Annotated in this window: 15 protein-coding genes; 7 read left to right on the top strand and 8 right to left on the bottom strand. The window is 54.2% G+C overall.

The annotated features are described in order from the left end of the window. Positions 1-179: 179 nt before the first annotated feature. Positions 180-785 carry a hypothetical protein gene (locus JRG72_04995; protein MBW2134574.1) on the bottom strand — a complete coding sequence of 202 codons (606 nt, stop codon included), beginning with the start codon at positions 783-785 and terminating at the stop codon, positions 180-182. Positions 786-952: 167 nt separating this feature from the next. On the opposite strand from JRG72_04995, the gene JRG72_04990 reads away from it, so the two are divergent. The 7 genes from JRG72_04990 to JRG72_04960 all read left to right on the top strand — a co-directional run bounded on the left by JRG72_04990 (position 953) and on the right by JRG72_04960 (position 11,261). Then, entirely contained in the window at positions 953-2,245 is a 1,293-nt protein-coding gene (locus JRG72_04990) for a bifunctional folylpolyglutamate synthase/dihydrofolate synthase (GenBank protein MBW2134573.1), read from the top strand. Positions 2,246-2,553: 308 nt separating this feature from the next. Then, the gene (gene glyQ, locus JRG72_04985; GenBank protein MBW2134572.1) at positions 2,554-3,429 is read left to right on the top strand and encodes a glycine--tRNA ligase subunit alpha; all 876 of its coding nucleotides are present in this window, start codon (positions 2,554-2,556) and stop codon (positions 3,427-3,429) included. 143 nt (positions 3,430-3,572) lie between these two features. Then, positions 3,573-5,645: a glycine--tRNA ligase subunit beta gene (locus JRG72_04980; protein MBW2134571.1), complete on the top strand. Its 2,073-nt coding sequence runs from the start codon at positions 3,573-3,575 to the stop codon at positions 5,643-5,645. Positions 5,646-5,735: 90 nt separating this feature from the next. Further along, positions 5,736-6,668, top strand: a complete 933-nt coding sequence (locus JRG72_04975) for a YkgJ family cysteine cluster protein (GenBank protein ID MBW2134570.1) — start codon at positions 5,736-5,738, stop codon at positions 6,666-6,668. Between the two features lie 668 nt (positions 6,669-7,336). Next, a complete protein-coding gene (locus tag JRG72_04970) occupies positions 7,337-8,518 on the top strand; it encodes an aminotransferase class I/II-fold pyridoxal phosphate-dependent enzyme (protein MBW2134569.1) in 1,182 nt (393 codons plus the stop codon). Then, on the top strand, positions 8,515-9,840 hold the full coding sequence (locus tag JRG72_04965) for a homoserine dehydrogenase (protein MBW2134568.1): 1,326 nt from the start codon (positions 8,515-8,517) through the stop codon (positions 9,838-9,840). The genes JRG72_04970 and JRG72_04965 overlap by 4 nt, the downstream gene beginning before the upstream one ends. Positions 9,841-10,052: 212 nt before the next feature. After that, a complete protein-coding gene (locus tag JRG72_04960) occupies positions 10,053-11,261 on the top strand; it encodes a cofactor-independent phosphoglycerate mutase (protein ID MBW2134567.1) in 1,209 nt (402 codons plus the stop codon). Between the two features lie 88 nt (positions 11,262-11,349). On the opposite strand, the gene JRG72_04955 is transcribed toward JRG72_04960, so the two are convergent. The 7 genes from JRG72_04955 to JRG72_04925 are packed head-to-tail and all read right to left on the bottom strand — an operon-like array spanning position 11,350 to position 20,622. Continuing rightward, a complete protein-coding gene (locus JRG72_04955; protein MBW2134566.1) occupies positions 11,350-12,183 on the bottom strand; it encodes a phosphoribosylformylglycinamidine synthase subunit PurQ in 834 nt (277 codons plus the stop codon). Between the two features lie 4 nt (positions 12,184-12,187). Continuing rightward, positions 12,188-14,857 carry a protein translocase subunit SecD gene (gene secD, locus JRG72_04950; GenBank protein MBW2134565.1) on the bottom strand — a complete coding sequence of 890 codons (2,670 nt, stop codon included), beginning with the start codon at positions 14,855-14,857 and terminating at the stop codon, positions 12,188-12,190. A gap of 42 nt (positions 14,858-14,899) precedes the next feature. After that, entirely contained in the window at positions 14,900-15,544 is a 645-nt protein-coding gene (locus JRG72_04945; GenBank protein MBW2134564.1) for a serine/threonine protein phosphatase, read from the bottom strand. A gap of 9 nt (positions 15,545-15,553) precedes the next feature. Next, positions 15,554-16,489 carry a radical SAM protein gene (locus JRG72_04940; protein ID MBW2134563.1) on the bottom strand — a complete coding sequence of 312 codons (936 nt, stop codon included), beginning with the start codon at positions 16,487-16,489 and terminating at the stop codon, positions 15,554-15,556. Then, positions 16,486-18,468 carry an ATP-dependent helicase gene (locus JRG72_04935; protein ID MBW2134562.1) on the bottom strand — a complete coding sequence of 661 codons (1,983 nt, stop codon included), beginning with the start codon at positions 18,466-18,468 and terminating at the stop codon, positions 16,486-16,488. Before JRG72_04935 ends, JRG72_04940 begins: the two co-directional genes overlap by 4 nt. After that, positions 18,465-20,003 (bottom strand): uroporphyrinogen-III C-methyltransferase, encoded by a 1,539-nt coding sequence (gene cobA, locus JRG72_04930; GenBank protein MBW2134561.1) that lies wholly within the window; start codon positions 20,001-20,003, stop codon positions 18,465-18,467. The genes JRG72_04935 and cobA overlap by 4 nt, the downstream gene beginning before the upstream one ends. A gap of 34 nt (positions 20,004-20,037) precedes the next feature. Then, complete coding sequence (locus JRG72_04925; GenBank protein MBW2134560.1) at positions 20,038-20,622, bottom strand: epoxyqueuosine reductase QueH; 585 nt, start codon at positions 20,620-20,622, stop codon at positions 20,038-20,040. Between the last annotated feature and the right edge of the window lies 1 nt (position 20,623).

Genomic DNA, 20,623 nt, shown 5'->3' with positions numbered 1-20,623 from the left:
GACCTTTACCCTGGCCCTGATCGAGGCCTGGTGCGAAGCTACCTCTGATATGAATTATCGAGAGGAAAAACTGGCCGCGTTAGTGGCCTTTATGGAGGAGGCATTGGGAGGGTAGACCGGAGAGGTAGATAGTGCCCATTCTGCCTTTCGAAACTAGTCAGCGTATTTCATGTTCGATTTCAGCAAAATTTCAGACCAGTTTTTTGGTCAATCAATTTATCAACGGCTATCCTGAGTTGACTATAAGAAATTGGCTTACCGATTTCTTTGCACAAAGAATTATAAGTGATCGAATGCTGGCTTCTAGCTCTATTATCAAAGAATGATGTGTCTACAACCCAAAATTGCCATTGATCAATATTTAAAGGATCTATTTTTTTGCGGTCTTTTTCAGCCAAGAGGCTTAATATGTAGATATCCGCTTGTCTTTTTGACACTGTGTCAAGCTTATTGGTATCTGCATCCCAGCCCTTACGCTTTGGAACAGTAAATGAAATTTTTGATAAACTTTTTTGGTACCATCTCTGATGATAAGATGCTGATTTTACCTCAATCCCATGACTTCTATAGGTTAGGTCAAATTTTGACCAGGCTTCACGTGGTTGCTTGATGTCAATACCTATGGCCGTAGCAATAATAAATTCAGCAACAATTCCACGGGTTATATTAGTTAAAACGTCTGAAAAGGCCCAGGCCCAAAAGTCTAACAACGTGTACTTAGTGGGAGTACCCTTGAGCATAAAAGGTTTATCACCTCTGTTATATTCTACAGGGATTATATCCATATTAAGTGCCTGAAATAGTTTCTCAATTGGATTTTACTCTTCGGCGTTAGATACAAAAATAGCATGATCGAGTGGTAATGTCAAGAATCCCAAAATCTTTATTAAGTTCAAATATTGTAAAAGTAGTATGGTTAGGTCAAGACAAAAATCTTCCTGAGATCGCACCTATGCAATATTTTTCTTCCCTAGCCGAGGCTACGGCCTGGGCCTTTGATTTGCAAAAATTCGGCATCAAGTTCGGGCTGTCTTCGACCCAGCAATTGCTCGCCGGTTTGGGCAATCCGCATCTGGGCCGACGCTTCCTGCACATTGCCGGGACTAACGGCAAAGGCTCGGTGGCAGCAATGTTGTCGGCTATTTTAACCCAGGCCGGTTATCCGGTCGGACTTTACACCTCGCCGCATCTGATCGACTTTGCCGAACGTTTCCGCTTGCGGGACCAGGAGATATCACATAAACGGCTGCTGGAGTTGATCAACCGGGTAAGGCAGGTGGTCGATGAGCAGGAGTTGCCGACCTTTTTTGAGTTCGTCACCGCCATGGCGCTGCTTTACTTTGCCGAGTCCCAGGCCGATCCGATAATTCTGGAAACCGGCATGGGCGGGCGGCTGGATGCCACCAACATTGTCCAGCCCCTCCTGACGGTGATCACCAATATCGCTATGGAGCACCAGGAACACCTGGGCACCAACCTGAAGAGCATTGCCTTTGAAAAGGCCGGGATCATCAAACCCGGGGTGCCATTAATCACTTACGCCCGGCAAAAACGGGTGTTGGCCCTATTCAAGACCCGTGCCCAGGAACTGGGTGCGCCGATTTATATCGGCGGCGTCGATTTTCGGGTCCGAGGCCAGGGCCAGGGCCGGTTCCAGTATCAGGGCTGGTCGGTCCGCCGGAATCATCTGGTCATGAACCTGAGCGGCCGGTATCAGTATCGCAATGCCGCGGTAGCTCTGGCGGTCATTGAACTGTTACAGGCCCAGGGATTTGAAATCCGGGAAGAAGCAATCCAGAGAGGATTACAGCGCACCTACTGGCCAGGGCGCTTGGAGGTTATGGGCCAGCGCCCCCAGATAATGTTGGACGGGGCCCATAACCCGGCCGCGGCTGCGGCTCTGGCTCAGGTCCTGAAGTCGGGGCTGAAGTTCCGGCGGCTGCTGCTGGTGCTGGGGATCATGGCCGATAAAGATATTGGTGCCATCCTGCATCACCTCTTACCCCTGGCCCAAGTGGCCATCTTTACCCGTCCGCGTTATCCCCGGGCGGCCTCTCCGGAGGTTTTGGCCCGGTGGGCTGATGGCTTTTCCCTGGAAAAACAGGTTATTCCTGAACTGGAGGCCGCCATCGACCAGGCCCGCAAGCTGGCCCATCCAGATGATTTGGTGTTAATTACCGGGTCGTTGTTTACGGTCGGCGAAGCCAAGGAATATCTTTCCCGGTCCCTGAGCGCGAAAAATTGACCTAAATTTCATCTGATATTTCCCGCCAGGCAGATTTGCCGCCCCTCCCCATTAAAACAACTTGACAGCGATTAAGCGGATTGTTAAAAATTATTGATTTTATAGAAATATACGCGGCTGACCGGTCAAGAGCAAAAAAGTGAGTTGATTATAATGCTTGCCATAAGTTTGTTGCCCTTGCTTAGTATGGCTGGGCCAACTTTATCTTCATAACCGGAATTTTTGGGTAGAAGCGACCCGGCGGGCCGCCTACCTCACCTTCGTAAAATTTTTTTATAACCCTGGCCGAGGGCTACAGGAGGGCAGAGATGACATTTCAGGAATTGTTGATGACCCTGGAACGCTACTGGGCGAATCAGGGCTGTGTGATCCAGCAACCCTACGATCTGGAGGTCGGGGCCGGGACTTTTAATCCGGCTACCCTGTTACGGGCGCTGGGTCCCGAACCCTGGAATGTCGCTTATGTGGAGCCTTCCCGCCGCCCTACCGATGGCCGCTATGGAGAGAATCCCAACCGCCTGCAGCATTACTATCAATACCAGGTGATTATGAAACCCTCACCCCATAATATCCAGGACCTCTATTTGCAGAGCCTGGAGGCGCTGGGGATCGATCCTTTGGCGCACGATATTCGCTTTGTGGAGGATGACTGGGAATCCCCCACCCTGGGGGCCTGGGGCCTGGGCTGGGAGGTATGGCTGGATGGCATGGAGATCACCCAGTTCACCTATTTCCAGCAGGCCGGTGGCATTGACCTGAGTCCGGTAAGTGTCGAACTTACCTATGGGCCGGAACGGATCGCCATGTATCTCCAGGGTATTGACAATGTCTTTGATCTGGTCTGGACCGAAGGCATCTGTTATGGCGATATTCACCACCGCGGGGAGGTGGAGTTTTCAATCTATAATTTCGAACAGGCCGACGTGGAGATGTTGTTCAATCTTTTTGACCAGTATGAAAAAGAATCCGAGCGCATCATTGGTTTAGGGTTGGTATTGCCGGCCTATGACTATTGTCTAAAGTGTTCCCACACCTTCAATCTGTTGGATGCCCGCGGGGCGATCAGCGTGGCCGAACGTCACCGCCTGATCGGGCGGGTTAGAAATCTGGCCCGGCTGTGCGCCGAGGGTTATTTAAAACAGCGCCAAGAGATGGGCTTCCCTTTGCTGAAGAGGGCAGCTTGACCAGAGATATTGCGCTGTTCATAAAATAACTGAATTAGAAGCAGATAAAAACCGATCTTGGGGAATGGCGGGTGGCTGGCGGTCCCCCGGCTCTCCCCTCTGATTAAACTTTTAAAGGCTCGGAGTAATAAAAGAGAGGCAAGATGGCGACGCGACTGCTAGTAGAGATTGGCACCGAAGAAATACCAGCCGGTTTTATTCCGCCGGTCCTGGAAGAAATGAAATCTTCTCTCCGCAAACGCCTGGAGCAGGAACGCCTTAAGGGGGGAGAGATAACCACCATGGCCACTCCCCGTCGGTTAACTGTGGTGGTCCAAGACCTGGCAGAAAGGCAGGAGGAATTTACCGCCGAGATTATCGGCCCGCCGCAAGCAGTGGCCTTCGATGCCGAGGGACGGCCTACCCAGGCAGCTCAGGGATTTGCCCGGGCCCAAGGGGTGGCAGTGGAGGATTTGGTAACGGTAGCTACGGACCGCGGTCCCTATATGGCGGTAAAGAAACGCACTCGGGGCCAGCTTACCCGGGACCGTTTACCAGAGATTTTGCCCGAATGGATTCTGAGCCTGTCTTTTCCCAAATCTATGCGCTGGGGCTCGGAGACCATCACCTTTGCCCGCCCCATTCACTGGATTGTCGCCCTGCTGGGGGATGAAGTAATCCCTTTTACCCTGGGTGGGGTTGCCAGTGGTGCCGTAACTTATGGCCACCGTTTCCTGGCCCCGCAGGCCATTACCTTAGCGGATGCGGGTCTTGAGTCTTATGTCAACGCCCTCCAACAGGCGTATGTGCTGGTCGACCCAGCGTTGCGTCAGGGAAAATTAGTCGAGGGACTGGAACGCGCCGCGGCCCAGGTTAATGGTCAGGTGGTCCCGGACCCGGATTTAATACAGGAAAATACCTTTTTGGTCGAATATCCTTCTACCTCCTGCGGCAATTTTGAGGAAAAATTCTTGGAGCTTCCCGATGAGGTTTTAATTACCGCCATGCGGGAGCATCAGCGTTATTTTTCTTTGCGAAATGCCTCTGGGAAACTGCTGCCGCATTTTATTGCCATCAACAATACCCTGGCCCGAGATCCCCAGGTGGTGCAACAGGGACATGAGCGGGTGCTGCGGGCCCGTCTCAGTGATGCCATGTTTTTTTTCCAGGAAGACTCGAAAGTCCCCTTGGATAACTGGGTGGAAGAGCTTAAAGGGGTTGTGTTCCATTCTTTGCTGGGCACTTCCTATGAGAAAATGGACCGTTTTCGGGCCTTGGCCCGCTATCTGGCCGAACATTTGCTGCCCGATAAAGTGGAGCAGGTGGCCCGTGCCGCGACCTTGTGCAAGGCCGATCTGGTCAGCGGCATGGTGGGGGAATTTCCCAGCCTGCAGGGAATCATGGGGCGAGAATACGCGCTTCGGGCTGGCGAGTCTCCAGAGGTGGCAGAGGCGATTTTTGACCACTATTTGCCCCGTCATGCCGGGGATCGGCTGCCGGACAATCTGGTCGGAGCGATGGTGGGCCTGGCCGATCGCCTGGATACCATCTGTGGCTGCTTTGGGGTGGGGCTGATCCCCACGGGGGCCGCCGATCCTTATGGTTTGCGGCGTCAAGCCCTGGCCATCATCAATATTTTGGTGAATAAAAAATTCTATTTAGATCTGTTCGGGGCCATTGGCTACAGCCTCGCCCTTTTGAAAGACAAGTTGACTGAACCGGCTGACCAAACTTTAGAAGAAGTACTGGAGTTCTTCCGCACCCGTCTGCAGCATCTGCTGACCGGGGAAGGCTACAGCTTCGAGGTAGTCGATGCAGTGTTATCCACCGCCTTTACTGATGTGGTGGAGGCCATGGAGAAGGTCCGGGCTCTGGAGGAAGTGCGCCGCAGCGCGGATTTCCCGGCCCTGGCGGTAGCCTTCAAACGGGTGATCAATATTTCGCGGGGCACTGCACCCGGCCCGGTAGATGCCGCCCTGTTCGAACACCCGGCGGAACATGACTTGCTGGCGGCCACCGAACAGATGGAAGCGACCGTCAGCCAGGCCTTGCCGGCCCGCGATTATCCTCAGGTCTGCCAGGCCTTAGCCGCGCTCAAGACGCCGGTGGACCGGTTTTTTGATGATGTCTTGGTGATGACCGAAGACCTACCCCGGCGGCATAATCGGCTGGCGCTGCTGGTGCGCATCAGCCAGACTTTCTTGAAAATGGCCGATTTTTCCCGGATTACTATCTGAATGATAGTTTTCGGCTTGCGGTTTTCTATAGAAAAAAACCAACAACCAAAACCACCAACGAAAACCAACAACTTCTGAAAGAGGATTTGGATGGAAAAAACCAGAAAATTCACCGGTAAAATCCGAGATAATCCCATTACTGCGTTGGAGCGGGGTAGTTGTGAGGTGATGGCCAGTCTCTGGAAGGAATATTTTACCGAGCTGTTGGGGATGGAACCCAAGTCGGGGCGTTTTCGAGAGTTGGAGGCACGGATTAAGCAGGAAGCCAATTTTCAACGCTTATACCGGGAGTGGAATGACCTGCGGGTTCCTGAAAGAAGCTTCCGTTGGTATCAATTACTGGAGATCACTAAAAAACATAAACGCAACACTGAGGGCCTGTGCGTCCGTTGCGGCGAATGTTGCCAGCGGCATACCCCTACCTTGATGTCCAGCGATCTGTATCTCTTTCAGAACAATGTCTTGACCTGGACGGATGTTTATACCTTGAGGAAAGGGGAAAGGGTGTCCTCGCCCCGGAGCGGTGAGGTGTTCGCCCTGCCCGAGGAACGCCTCAAGATCCGGCACCTGCCCGGCACTCGCCAGTGTCAGTTCTATCGCGAAGAACCGAACCGCTGCCTGATCTATGATCAGCGCCCCCAACAGTGTCGGGACCAGGCCTGTTGGCTGAAGGAAGAGGAACAGCCGGCGCGGTCGGAAACTCCACTCAGCCGCCAACAGCTATTTGGAGATCTCCCTGAGTTATGGGAACTGATTGAAGCCCACGAACAGCGTTGTGCCTATGACCTGTTTGAGACTGCGGTGCGGGAACTCCCGCAGGGCGGCGAAGAGGTACACAAAACTCTGTTTGACCTTCTCCATTTCGATCATTATCTGCGTCAGATGTTAATCGACGACTGGGAGGTCCCGGCTGCGGCCACCGAATTGTTGTTGGGGCGGTCGCTAAGCCAGCTTCTGGGTCAGCTGGGCATTAAGGCCAGTATGACGCCAAACGGAATTTTCCAGCTGGAACTAGCTACTTAACCTTGTCCAGCCCCCTATCGCTGCCAAAATCTTCTCGATAGCAAAATTAATGACAAATTGGGGAGGGGCCGGGACTGATAGCCCCTGCCGCATCCCCAACCCCTCAAATGGGGGAGAGGGGATAAAGGATAAAATTACTCATTTGAAAGCTAATCGGTATTAGAGACCATTCTAGAGAAAACCGGAAAATTTTTCTTGGGAGCCTATTGATTACCAGTTTGTAATAATAATATATTTATTACTCATCCAAAATCCGCTCAGCAGGAAAACCCATGTGTGAATGCGGTTGTAAAATGAAACAACCAGATAAGAACGAGGAAACCCTGCGCTATTACTGCCCGCAGTGTAATGCCTATAAGGAAACCAAAAAAAGGCGAGCCCCGACCTGAGTGCTGCGGTAAGAAGATGTTGGAAATGGACTAGAGCCATCCTCTAATTCTGTCTAGGCCGGGTCGATATACGATCCGGCCCAGATTTCCAGGCTCACTGCCAACTTTGAGCCTCACCCGTCATTTGATCCAGCCATGGAAATTTTCCTCTCTTCTTATCTAAAAGTTTAACATTTTATTGCAGCCAGCAATGAGTTTGACAAATCGGGGTTTTTTGATGTAATTATTATTAATTCAAAAAAATTATGGCGGCCGCTGACGGCCCTAAAGGACAACGCAATGGAAGAATTTCCCCGCATGCAACGGTTGCCTGAGTATGTTTTCGCCACCGTCAATGCTTTGAAAATGGAGGCCCGGCGGCGGCAGGAAGACATCGTCGACCTGGGCATGGGCAACCCTGATCTCCCCACTCCCCAGCATATTGTTGACAAGCTGATCGAGGCGGCGCAAAAAGCTCACAACCATCGTTACTCGGCCTCCCGGGGCATTACCAAACTCCGGGGGGCCATTGCTGATTGGTATAAACGCCGCTTTAATGTCGATATTGACCCGGAAACCGAAGCCATCGCCACCATCGGGGCCAAGGAGGGGCTATCTCATTTGGTATTGGCCACTATCAGCCCTGGCGAGGTGGTTTTGGTGCCCAACCCCACCTATCCGATCCATGCTTATTCGGTGGTCATATCGGGCGGGGACCTGGTGAGCATCCCCCTCGATCCGGAACGGGATTTCTTTGAGGATCTGGTGACCATCACCCGGCTGATCCGGCCCCGGCCCAAGATGCTGATCATCTCTTTTCCCCATAATCCGACTACCGCGGTGGTCGAGCGGGAGTTTTTCGAAAAAGTAGTGGCTTACGCGCAAGAATACAATGTTATGATCGTCCACGACTTCGCTTATGCCGATCTGGTCTTTGACGGCTATGTGGCCCCCAGTTTTCTGGAAATTCCAGGAGCCAAGGAAGTCGGGGTGGAACTGTTTTCGCTTTCCAAAAGTTACAGCATGCCGGGCTGGCGTTTAGGCTTCACTGTGGGCAACCCCAAGATGGTGCATGCCTTGACCCGCATCAAAAGCTACCTGGATTATGGCGTCTTTCAGCCCATCCAGATCGCCGGAATCATCGCCTTAAACGGTCCCTATGAGCCGGTCCAGGAGATCGTCAATGTTTACAAAGAACGACGTGATGCTCTGTGCCGGGGTCTACAGCGTATCGGCTGGCGGGTGGAGTCCCCCAAAGGGACCATGTTTGTCTGGGCCAAGATTCCCAAGAAATTTCGGGACCTGAAATCGGTAGAATTTTGTAAAATGTTGATCCAGGAGGCCAAAGTGGCCGTCTCTCCCGGCCTGGGGTTCGGCGAATATGGTGATGACTACGTCCGCTTTGCCCTGGTCGAAAACGTCCACCGGATCAACCAGGCGATTCGTGGTCTCAGAAAGGTTTTGCAAGGGAAAAAGCAGTGAAACCCGTCCAGGTGGGGATTATTGGCTTGGGCACGGTCGGGTGTGGAGTGGCGCGTCTGCTCACCGAAAGTGGCAATCGCTTCCACCAGCGTCTGGGGGCCCCGCTGATCCTGAGGAAAGTGGCAGATCTGGACCTCGAGAGACCCCGACCGGTTCAGCTTGATCCCCGGCTTTTGACTAGCCAGGTTCGGGACATCCTCGATGATCCCGAGATTGATATCGTGGTTGAACTAATCGGCGGCGTTGACGCGGCCCGGGAACTGGTGATGGCCGCTATTGCCCGGGGTAAACACGTGGTCACTGCCAACAAACACCTGTTGGCCTTGCATGGCAACGAGATTTTCCAGGCCGCGGCCCAGGCCGGGGTGGAGGTGGCCTTCGAGGGCAGTGTCGGCGGGGGGATCCCGATGATTCTTTCTCTGCGCCAGGGACTGGCGGCCAATCGCATTAAGGAAATGTTTGGCATCTTAAATGGCACCGCCAATTATATCCTGACTCGCATGTCGACCGAGGCCGCCTCCTTTCAGCAGGCCCTACAAGAGGCGCAAGATCAAGGTTATGCCGAAGCCGATCCCACTCTGGATGTCGAAGGTATTGATACCGCCCATAAACTGGCCATTCTGATGGCTCTCGCTTATGGGGCTCCGATCGATTTTACCGCCATTGCCGTAGAGGGCATTTCTGAACTTGAGTTGGTGGATCTGCAGTTTGCCCGAGAGTTCGGCTATCAGATCAAGCTATTGGCTATTACCCGAGATGATGGCCAGCGTGTGGAGGCCCGGGTTCATCCCACCATGATTCCGGTGGATCATATCCTGGCCAATGTCAACGGCCCTTACAACGCCGTATACATCATCGGGGATGCTGTCGGTCCCATTCTGCTCTATGGGCAAGGGGCCGGGATGATGTCCACTGCCAGTGCTGTAGTCGCTGATCTGATTGAGCTGGCCCGCAATCTGACCCACGGCATTAAGAGGCGCATGCCGCCTTTGGGCATTGAAAATTTCAGCCAGAGAAGACGGGTGATCAAACCCCTGGACGATCTGGTCACCAATTACTATTTTCGCTTTGCGGCCCAGGACCGCCCCGGGGTTCTTTCCCAAGTATCTGGAATATTGGGTAAAAACCAGATCAGCATTGCCGCCGTGATTCAAAAGGGTCGAGGGTTGCAGGAATCGGTGCCGATCGTGATGATTACTCATGAGGCCCGCGAAGCCGATGTCAACCAGGCCTTAGCCGAAATTGACCAACTGCCCGAGATCAGTCAAAAGACCGTGCTCTTACGGATTGAAGATCCTGGTCTTGATTCCGCCCAGATCTGAGCCTTTGCTAGCTGCCCGCAAGATTGATAATTTTACCCAAGGGCTTGATGCAAAGAAAGTTACGGTAGATGAAATAATGGAAAAAGTCCCTGATAATTTTAACTGAGCCTTTGGTGGCACCGAAACATTCATAAAAAAGCGCGCTGCCAATGAAATAACAGGATGACTTAAACCAAATCACCAACCAGAGCTAATCGTGACCTGAGGGTTAAATGAAATATGTAATCCTGATCGGCGACGGTATGGGGGATTATCCCCTGCCGGAATTAGAGGGGCAAACTCCGCTGCAGGCAGCGCCGACCCCGAATATGGATTTTTTGGCCACCCATGGCGAACTGGGACTGGTGCGCACCATCCCGCCAGGAATGGAACCCGGCAGCGATGTAGCCAATATGGCCATCATGGGCTATGATCCAGGCCGCTACCATACCGGCCGGGCCCCCCTTGAAGCAGCCAGTATGGGGGTCTATCTGAAACCGGAGGAGGTGGCCTTTCGCTGCAACTTGGTCACCCTGCGCCATGCCCCGGGCGGCGACATCTTGATGGAGGATTATAGCGCCGGGCATATCAGCAGCGAAGAGGCCCGGGAGCTGATCGTCACCATCAATCAACATCTGGGGAATACCACCCGGCGCTTTTACCCGGGGGTGAGCTATCGTCATCTGCTGGTCTGGCAGGGAGGACAGGATAACTGGCGCACTTATCCGCCCCACGATCTCACCGGCCAGAGCGTCCGGGACTATCTGGCCGGCAAAGGGCCAGAGAAGCCAGTGCTGGATCTGGTCAAGGCCTCGTGGCCGTTATTGGCGGAGCATCCCATCAATCGTCAGCGTCAGGAACGGGGTCTGAAGCCTGGCAACTCGATCTGGCTCTGGGGGCAGGGGCAAGCCCCACAAATGCCCACTTTGAAGGAACGTTTCGGTCTCCAGGGCGCAGTCATTTCTGCGGTGGATCTAATGCGCGGCCTGGGCATCTATGCTGGCTTGCGTCCGGTTCAGGTCCCTGGGGCCACCGGCTACCTGGATACCAATTACGCCGGCAAGGTAGCCGCGGCCTTACAGGCCTTGGAAACTCTGGATCTGGTTTATTTGCATGTCGAGGCTCCGGATGAAGCCGGCCATAGCGGGGAATTGACCGATAAGCTCAAGGCCATTGAAGACTTCGACCGCCAGGTGGTGGGCCCCATGCGGGCAGGACTGGCCTCCTTGGGGGTGCATCGGATTCTGCTGCTCCCCGACCATCGCACTCCCGTCCGGGTGCGGACCCATACCACCGAGCCGGTGCCCTTTACCATCTATGACTCCCGTCAGGCCCGAAGCAGTCAGCCCCGGGGCTTTGATGAATTCAGCGCCCAAGCTACCGGCCTGTTTCTCGATCGGGCCGAGATCCTGCTGGAACGCTTGGTCGTCCAAAAATCTTAGGGCAGGTTCCCCCCCCTTTTTATTAAGCATTGAAAGCTAATCGGTATAAGGGCATTAACGGTGGGTAGGACGAGCCTTATCGATGAGATCAGGCCGGGGAGGCGGTAAAGGTTTCCTCCAGATAATTAACCGCGTTGCGGAATAATTGCATGCCGGCCCCTTCCAGATGGGGAGGGGGTTGATGCTGCCGCCGCCAAGTTTCTTTCTGGCGGGTCCAGGTCGGATGTTGGACGAAGCTGATATGGGCCTCAGGGTGAGGCATCAGACCCAGGACCCGGCCGGTGGGATCGCAGATGCCGGCGATATCGCCCAGGGAGCCATTGGGATTGTCCGGAAAGCGTCCGTGGGCCAGTTCACCCGCCCGGTTTGCATATTGCAAGACTACTAGTTCCCCGGCAAATAGTTCGGCCAGAATATCCGAGGGAGCAAAAAACTTGCCCTCGCCGTGGCGCACCGGCAATTCCAGATGATTGATGCCACGGGTAAACACCGAACGCTCGGGGTTGACCCGGAGATGCACCCAAGCATCCCGGAAGTTGCCGCAATCGTTGGGAATAAAAGCTACCTGGCGCTGATCGTAGCGTCCGCCCAAGCCGGGCAGCAAGCCCATGTTGACCAGCACCTGGAAACCGTTGCAGATGCCCAGGATCAGTTTCCCGGCCTGAATGAAGTCAACCACCTCGGATTGTAAGGCCAGCTTCAGCCGCAGCCCCAGAATGACCCCGGCGCCGTGATCATCGCCCCAGCTAAAGCCGCCCACCAAGGCCAGTAGATGAAAATCAGTGAGCCGCGCCTCGCCGGATACCAGTTCGTTGACATGCACCCGTATGGCCTCGGCCCCGGCCTGGGCCAGGGCAAACTGGGTCTCATAATCACAGTTCAAGCCGTAGCCATAGAGGACCAGCGCTTTGACAGGTGACATCGGTCTAACGCCGTGAGCCTTTCTTACGGCGGTTGGCGGTTTCCCGCTTCTGGGCCTTTTTCTGTTTCTGGGCCGCCAGTTCGATGACCTTTTCCTTTTTGACTGTCACCTTCTTGCTTTCCTGGCGCCAGCCATAGATGATCGGGCTGGCTACAAAGACCGAGGAATAGGAGCCGACGATCACGCCGATCAACAGCGCCAGGGCAAAATCGTGGATTACCACGCCCCCGAAGAAGAGCAGGGCTACCAGCACCAGAATAACAGTAAGGGAGGTGATGATAGTCCGGCTTAAGACCTCGTTGATGCTGTTATTAATGGTATTATACAAATTTTCCCGCCGCCGGGCCAGGTTTTCCCGGATGCGATCAAAGACCACCACGGTGTCGGTGAGGGAGTAACCGCCCAGGGTAAGCAGCGCAGTGACCACCAAGAGGGAAATCTCTTTATTTAATAGGTAAAAAATCCCTAATACGGCCAGGACATCATGAAAAGTAGCGATGGCCGCGGCGATCCCGAAGATTAATTCAAAACGCCAGGCCAGATAAAGGATGATGCCGATCAGGGAAATGCCAATGGCCAATAGCGCCCGATTGCGTAAATATTTGCTGACCGAAGCCCCGATCTCGGAAGTGCCTTCGATCTTGAAATTATTGCCGGGCAGACTCTGGTTGAGTACCGCGCCGATATCCTCAGCCATCCGGCCTACCGACTCGTTAGATTTTTTTAACTTGACCATCAGGCCGCGGCCGCCCTCGATGGACTGAATCTCCGCCTGTCCCCAGCCTTTTTGGTCCATGGCCTGGCGCACTTCACTCACCGTAAAGGGCTTTTGAGCTTTAAACTGCACCATGGCCCCGCCCGCGAAATCGACTCCCAGATTGCCGTGCCCACGGCAAAGCTGGACAAAGGCAAACAGACCCAATAAACAGATCAAGGCGGAAAACCCAAAGGCAAATTTCCGATAGCCAAGAAAATTGATATGCGGTCGTTTGAAAAATTCCATAAAATATAGTTTTTGGAGCCAACGTTTGATCAGCAGGTAGTCATAGACCACCCGGGTGCCGAACAGTGCGGTAAACAGGTTGAGGGTGACGCCGAGGCTGAGGGTGACGGCGAAGCCTTTGATAGGCCCGGTGCCAAACAAAAACAGCGCCAGGGCGGTAATCAGAGTGGTAACATGGGAGTCGATAATGGTCCAAAAGGCCTTGTCATAACCCCCGTCAATCCCGGACTTTAAAGGCTTGCCGGCGTGAAACTCCTCTCGCATACGTTCATAGATGAGCACGTTGGAGTCCACCGCCATGCCCACCGAAAGGATGATCCCGGCAATGCCAGGCAGGGTCAGGGTGGCATTAAACAGGGATAGGGCACCCAAGATCATGATCAGGTTCAGGATCAGGGCATAGTTGGCCACCAGACCGGATATCCGGTAATAAATAAACATGAACAATACCACCAGAAAGGTTCCTAAAAGCCCAGAGAAAATCCCTTTGTGGATGGAGTCCAACCCTAAGGTGGGGCCAACGGTGATATCCTGGACGATCTTGACGCTGGCCGGCAAGGCCCCGGCGCGCAGCACGATGGCCAGGTCAGAAGCCTCTTCGGGCGTAAAGGAGCCGGTGATCTGACAGGTACCACCGGAGATTCTTTCCTGGATTACCGGGGCCGATTGCACTACGTCATCCAGGATGATGGCTAACCGGCGTTTGACATTGGCCCCAGTAATCTGATCGAACCGCCGGGCTCCCTGACGGTTAAAATCGACTAAGACTTCCGGCTCATTATACTCGCCATAGCGCACCCGGGCCCCTTTAATGGCGGCCCCGGTGAGCAGCACTTTCTTTTCCAGCAACAGCGGGGTCCATTTAATGCTGCCGGTCTGGCGATCGATGCGTTTCCATTTGTAGATTTCATCGCCAGGGGGAATCTTATCTGCTAAGACTCGGTTAAGTTCGTCGCTGCTATAGCCTGGCTTTAAGCGGCCGTCGGCCAGAGCCTGCTCAACCAATTCTTCTAAATTAACCTGAGCCTGATCATCGACCAGTTTAAATTCCAGTTGGGCGGTCTTGCCAATCAGGTCCATGGCCCGCTGCGGGTCCTGGATGCCAGGGAGCTGGACCACGATCTGATAGGCCCCCAGGATAGTCTGCGGGGCAATCACCGGCTCCCGGACCCCGAATTGGTCAATACGGTTGCGCAGCACCTCCAGGCTCTGGGCCTGGGTGCGCTTTTCCAATTCTTCCCGGGCGCTTTCCCGCATGGCTAGCAGATATTTGACGCTGGTCCCTTCCCGCTCGGTGCTTTTGACCTCTAGTTGACTGAACTCCTCTTTGAGCAAGCGGTTAAAAACCGCCTGTTCATCTTTATTCAGGAGGGTAACCGCCAGAGTCTCCGGGGAGACTGCCCCGATCTGCAGACTTAAGCCCCGTTTTTCACCGAGTTCTTTCAGGTCCTGAGAACTCATGGACAGAAAATTCTGCACCGCCTGCTCCACATCCACTTGCAGGATGAGATGCATGCCGCCTTTTAAATCAAGCCCCAGGTTTAGACCCCTGCCCACGTAAGTTTCCCACCATCCCGGCAACCGGCTGGTAAAGGAAGGCAATACAAAGGCTATCGAAACCAAAGTCAGAGTTAATAACAATAAGAACTTGAGACGGATTTTTCTCAACATTTTATGGACTCCTGAGTCGAATTTCCCGGGTCTTTGCGGGGTCTAACGAGACCAGTAAAAGATCTCTTCCGGCAGTTTTAAGCAGGTCAAGTAATTGCCATAAACGGCCCCGGTATCAATGCCGATTTTATTGGGCCAGACAAAGGGCTTAGGAAACGGCGTATGGCCAAAGATCACCCGTTTACCGAAGTCATCCAAACAAATCAGAAATTCCTCGCGGATCCAGAGGACATCCTCTTCCTGCTGCTCGGCCAGGGGAATCCCGGGCTTGAGACCGCCATGCACAAAGATATAATCTTCTGTTTCATAGATTAACTTAAGTTGCTGGAAAAATTCCCAATGCTCAGAGGGCAATTGCCGGGGTTGGTTTTCCCAATTCTCCCCCCAATAACTCTCCAGCGTTGCTCTTCCCCCGTTGATAAGAAACAGCAGTTGGTTGTCACCATTTAGAAAATCCAAAAACATGCGCTCGTGGTTGCCCATCAGACAGATGATATTTTCCGGGGGATAGTGTTTCTTCAGATGGATGATGTAATCGATCACGCGGCGCGAGTCAGGACCGCGGTCAATATAATCGCCGATAAAGATTAGCTTGTGGTGATCGAGATCCGGTTTAACTTTGGCCATCAGACGTTTCAGGGGTCCCAGGCAACCATGAATGTCGCCAATGACATATATTTGAGACACTTTGCGTTCCTAGAGCCAGCGGAACAGCTTTTCCCGCTGATCTAACCGGGTCAGCCCGGCTTCCCGAGCGATTTTTTGGGCTTCGAGGTGCTCCAGTCCGGTAATAAAGCGATTCAACGAGGGATGTTCATGGGCCCGACCACAAGGGCGATACTGGCCCATGACATTGATATAGGTGTTGGGAGAAATTTCCTCCGCCAAAAACTTCATGATCTCTCGGGTCCCGGCCAGGCCATCCGGCAGCACCAGATGCCGCACCAATAGACCCCGGTAGGCTATACCCTCCTCGTCCATCACCAGATCCCCGACCTGGCGATGCATCTCTTTTAAGGCCGCCCTCGCCACTTCCGGATAATCCGGCGCCGAGGTCAGTTGCGCGGCAATCTTCGCATCCCAGAATTTGAAGTCAGGCATATAAATGTCAATAACCCCATCCAGGAGTTTCAGAGTAGGCACTGCGTCGTAGCCGCCCGAGTTATAGACCAGAGGGACGTGCAAGCCTCCCCGGATAGCCGCAGGCAGCGCCGCCAGAATCATCGGCACCTGGTGGGAGGGGGTTACGAAATTTATATTATGGCAGCCCCGCTTTTGCAGGGCAAGCATAATCGCCGCCAGATTCTCCACCGAGATCTCGGTTCCCTCGCCGCCATGGCTGATTTCCCAATTCTGGCAGAAAATGCAGTATAAATTGCAGTTAGTGAAGAAAATCGTCCCTGACCCGTTTTTGCCGACCAGCGGGTCTTCCTCGCCAAAATGCGGCCCATAGCTGGCGATAATGGGCTTATCCCCGGTTTTGCAAAGGCCCAGCTCGCCGTGCAACCGGTCCACATGGCACTGATGCGGGCAGATCTCGCACTGGGACATGATCTCATACGCGGCACTAATGCGCTGCTCCAGGATGCCCCGGCGATAGGTCTCCAAGTAGGCAGGTTCCCAGTTGTTCATGGATCTATCCTCATCTTGGTCAGAATCCAATCCGGCAAGTCCTGGACAAAGCGGGAGACCTCGTTATAGGTGGTCCCCAAATATCTATTATAACTAACCGCGGGGAAAATGATAAATAGGTACGTGCGGGCCCGAGTGGCGGCGACATACATCAGCCGCCGTTCCTCCTCCAGGTCTTCCTCATTATCCTGTGAATAGCTGGACGGGAAACGTCCTTCCGCGGCCCAGATGATTAATACCGCCTCCCACTCCAGGCCCTTGGCGGAATGGATGGTGGACAGGTTTAAATAGTCCCCCCGTTCCTGAGTAACATCGGCCAGGCTGGTGGGCGGCTCCAGGGTAAGGTCGTTTAACAGATTACCCAGTTGCCGATATCGGGCGGTAATGGTCACCAGATGTTCCAGGTCTCGGAAACGCTTGGGATAATCGTCAAAACGGCTCTTGAGAATCGGCTCATAATGGGCGAGGGCCAGGTTGAGCTGGGTAGCCGGGCTGAGCGTCGGCTCGTTCAACTGGGCCAAAAGTTCGGCCAATGATTTAAGACCCTGCCTGGAACCTTTCTGGGCATTCAACCAGGCTAGGGCGGAGAGTAGGGTAAAATCCTCCTGCTTCAGCAGGGTCAGCAATTTCTGGCTGGTTTTTTTGCCTACCCCCGGGACCAGTTGCAACAGGCGATTCCAGCTGATGGGGTCGCGGGGGTTGGCCACCACCCGCAGATAGGACAGGAGATCTTTGATATGGGCGCTTTCCATGAACTTAAAGCCGCCGAACTTCATGAACGGCACCTGATGGCGCAACAGTTCGATCTCCAGATCAAAGGAATGATAAGCGGCCCGAAACAGCACTGCCATCTGGCTCAGCGACAGGCCCTGGTCCAGCAGTTCGGTAACTAAGTTGCAGACCTGTTGGGACTGCTCGTTTTCGCTGCCCGCCCTTAACAGGTACGGTTTGGGACCTTCTTTCTTCTGGGTGAACAGGCACTTGGTATATTTCTCATGCGCCTGGGCGATGATGGTATTGGCCAGATCCAGAATCGGCTGGGTACTGCGATAATTTTCCTCCAATTTGATGATCTGGGTGCCGGGAAACAGGCGCGGGAATTCCATGATATTCCTAAAGTTTGCCCCCCGGAAGGAATAAATCGACTGGGAGTCGTCACCCACCGCCATGACATTATCGTGGCTAAAGGCGACCAACCGCACCAGTTCGGCTTGCAGGTGGTTGGTGTCCTGATATTCATCAACCATGATGTAGCGATAACGTTCCGATAACCTCTGGCGCAGGTCGGGATGCGCTTCCAGCAGGCGCTTGCCTTCCACCAATAGATCATCGTAATCCAATAGCTGATGTTCCCGTTTATGACGCCGATATAATTCCTGCAGTTGTTGTAAGGGCTCGGCCAGATGCAAAAACTGAGGATAATTCTGAGCCAACAGGGTTTCTAAAGGAAGATTTTTATTGACCATGGCCCCGAACAGTTCGGCAATGGTCTCTTTACGGGGAAACTGGCCGGGACCGGCCTTAATTTTTAATGGCTCCCGCAGCAGTTGCAGCAGGTCGCCCTGGTCGCTGCGGTCTAAAATGGTAAAGCCGGAGTCATAGCCCAGCCGTGTCCCATAGCGCCGCAGCCAACGATGACAGACCGAGTGGAAGGTGCCGCCTGCCACCTCGTGAAGCGGCCGGTCAATCAACTGCGCGGCTCGAGCCAGCATTTCTTGAGAAGCCTTGCGGGTAAAAGTGAGCAAGAGAATCGCCCCGGGGGGCACGCCCGACTCCACCAGATAAGCCAAGCGGTATACCAGGGTCCGGGTCTTGCCGCTGCCGGCACCGGCAATCACCAAAACCGGCCCTTCCAAAGTGGTCACCGCCTCAAATTGAGCCGGGTTCAGCTCCCGGCGATAATCGATATGGGGAGGAGACGGCCCAATGATTGGGCCAGGCTGGTTACCTCTATTACTCAAAGACTTAAGGTGTTTCATCCCTGGCCATTTTGAAAATAGGCGACGATCGCCCTGGTCAGGTCCGGAATGGTGTAGTTCTGGGGCTGAATCTGAGCATGCAGACCATATCTTTCCAGAGTCTGGGCGGTGATCGGACCGATTGCCGCGATTATCGTATCCGCCGCCAGTTCGGGAAAACGCGCCTCTCCGACCAGGGCGGCAAAGTGGGTCACCGTTGACGAACTGGTAAAGGTCAAAACGTCCACCTGGCTTTGCTGAAACAGGACCTCGGCTTCGGGAGGTAAACCCGGCGCTGGAACGGTTTTATAGGCTGGCACCACATGTACCAGCACCCCCCGTTTCTCCAGTTCCTGAGGCAATAGTTCCCGGGCTACCTGGGCCCGCGGCAGCACGATCATACTGCCAGGGCGAATCTGGGGGGTCAGGCTTTCTACCAGACCCTCAGCCCGATAATCAGTGGGCACACAATCCGCTATCAGCCCATATTCCCTTAAAGCCTGGGCCGTAGCCGCGCCGATGGCAGCGATTTTCAGGCTGCCTAAAGCCCGGACATCCTGTCCGGACTGGAACAGGCGGACCATAAAGGCCTTGACCCCGTTGGTGCTGGTCAGAATCAGCCAGTCATAGCGGCTTAGCTGACGCAAGGCCTGATCCAGGTCGGCATAGCTATCCGGGGGTTGAATCTGGATGGTGGGGACCTCCAGGCAGGTTGCTCCCTGTTCCGCCAGGAGTTTGACAAAGGCGCTGGCCTGGTCCCGGGAGCGGGTCACCACGATGCGCTTGCCCCACAGCGGCCGCGTTTCGAACCAGTTAAGTTGCGGCCGCAACTGCACTACCTCGCCGACCACCAGAATGGCCGGGGGCGCCAGGCCCGCGGCCTGTACTAGGTTGGCGATGTCTTCAAGCGTGCCGGTTACCGTGCGTTGCGCCGGTGTCGTACCTCGCTGAATCACCGCGGCCGGGGTCTGGGCCGATTTGCCCCTGGTTTGTAATTGCCGGGTAATTTCCGCCAGGTTTTTTACTCCCATCAGAAAGACCAGGGTGCCGGGGCTTTGGGCCAGAACCTCCCAGGGGATGGCGCTTTCCGGTTTGGCGGGGTCTTCGTGGCCGGTAATAAAAGATACTAAAGAGGCATAGCGCCGGTGAGTCAGGGGAATGCCGGCGTAAGCCGGTACCGCTACGGCTGAGCTGATTCCCGGCACCACTTCAAAAGGGATGCGGTGTTGAGCCAACTCCTCGGCTTCTTCTCCCCCGCGGCCAAAAATATAGGGATCGCCGCCCTTGAGGCGCACGACTTTCATACCAGCCCGAGCCTTTTCCACCAATAACTGGTTGATTTCGTTCTGGCTCCGGGTATGATCGCCGCCGCGCTTGCCGACAAAGATGATTTCAGCCTCGACAGGCGCGGCCGCAAGCAGGCCCTCGTTGGCCAGATAATCATAAACCACACAGTCGGCCTGCTGCAGCACCTCTAGCCCCCGCCGGGTAATCAGCCCCGGATCGCCCGGACCAGCGCCCACCAGATAGACTATGCCTTTAGTGTGTTCGGTCATTTCCGCTTACGCTAACACGCCAAGGGGGTTAGAATCACTTCTCCTCATGGCATCTTTGCGACTTGGCGTCTCGGCGTGAAACTATCCTTTCGGGATGATAGTACCGATCCCGTTCGCTGTAAATACAACCACAGTAACTCTGGCGATAAAGCCCGAGTCGCTTAGATTCCTCTATGCCTTGCTTCCAGCCCGGTCGAAAATCCTGATAGTAAAAGGGCACCCCCAATTCTTGGCCGACCTGTTCGCCGATCTCCCGGATCAGCTCATGTTGCTGCTGTTTGCTATAGAGCAGGGTGGTGGTAAAGGCATCGAACTTGCCATGCCGGGCAATGTGGGCAGTACCCTTGAGTCGCAAATGGTAACAGATCCGGCAGCGCTGGTGTTCCCGGAAAACCATGAGGCGCAGAAATTCCTCCAGATCATAACGCCGATCAACGATCAGGGGCAGATGCGAAGACATCGCGTAATCTTCCAGAGCTTTCAGTCGCCGCTCAAACTCCTGATAAGGCTGAATGTTAGGGTTATAAAAATAGCCGTGCACCCCCATCCCGGCGGCGCTGAGCACCTGCTGCGGGTAAAGGGCGCACGGCGCGCAACAGATGTGTAAAAGAATTTTCATG

The organism is Deltaproteobacteria bacterium (assembly GCA_019309545.1).
Lineage (GTDB): Bacteria > Desulfobacterota > Desulfobaccia > Desulfobaccales > Desulfobaccaceae > Desulfobacca_B.
This window is presented reverse-complemented; position numbering and strand designations above follow the sequence as displayed.

What these genes read in the sequence shown, in the direction of transcription:
- JRG72_04975 (MBW2134570.1), top strand. Translation starts at nt 5,736, where the DNA reads ATGGAAAAAACCAGAAAATTCACCGGTAAAATCCGAGATAATCCCATT.
- JRG72_04955 (MBW2134566.1), bottom strand. Translation starts at nt 12,183, where the DNA reads ATGTCACCTGTCAAAGCGCTGGTCCTCTATGGCTACGGCTTGAACTGT.
- JRG72_04960 (MBW2134567.1), top strand. Translation starts at nt 10,053, where the DNA reads ATGAAATATGTAATCCTGATCGGCGACGGTATGGGGGATTATCCCCTG.
- cobA (MBW2134561.1), bottom strand. Translation starts at nt 20,003, where the DNA reads ATGACCGAACACACTAAAGGCATAGTCTATCTGGTGGGCGCTGGTCCG.
- glyQ (MBW2134572.1), top strand. Translation starts at nt 2,554, where the DNA reads ATGACATTTCAGGAATTGTTGATGACCCTGGAACGCTACTGGGCGAAT.
- JRG72_04990 (MBW2134573.1), top strand. Translation starts at nt 953, where the DNA reads ATGCAATATTTTTCTTCCCTAGCCGAGGCTACGGCCTGGGCCTTTGAT.
- JRG72_04940 (MBW2134563.1), bottom strand. Translation starts at nt 16,489, where the DNA reads ATGAACAACTGGGAACCTGCCTACTTGGAGACCTATCGCCGGGGCATC.
- JRG72_04925 (MBW2134560.1), bottom strand. Translation starts at nt 20,622, where the DNA reads ATGAAAATTCTTTTACACATCTGTTGCGCGCCGTGCGCCCTTTACCCG.
- JRG72_04970 (MBW2134569.1), top strand. Translation starts at nt 7,337, where the DNA reads ATGGAAGAATTTCCCCGCATGCAACGGTTGCCTGAGTATGTTTTCGCC.
- JRG72_04935 (MBW2134562.1), bottom strand. Translation starts at nt 18,468, where the DNA reads ATGAAACACCTTAAGTCTTTGAGTAATAGAGGTAACCAGCCTGGCCCA.
- JRG72_04995 (MBW2134574.1), bottom strand. Translation starts at nt 785, where the DNA reads ATGGATATAATCCCTGTAGAATATAACAGAGGTGATAAACCTTTTATG.
- JRG72_04980 (MBW2134571.1), top strand. Translation starts at nt 3,573, where the DNA reads ATGGCGACGCGACTGCTAGTAGAGATTGGCACCGAAGAAATACCAGCC.
- secD (MBW2134565.1), bottom strand. Translation starts at nt 14,857, where the DNA reads ATGTTGAGAAAAATCCGTCTCAAGTTCTTATTGTTATTAACTCTGACT.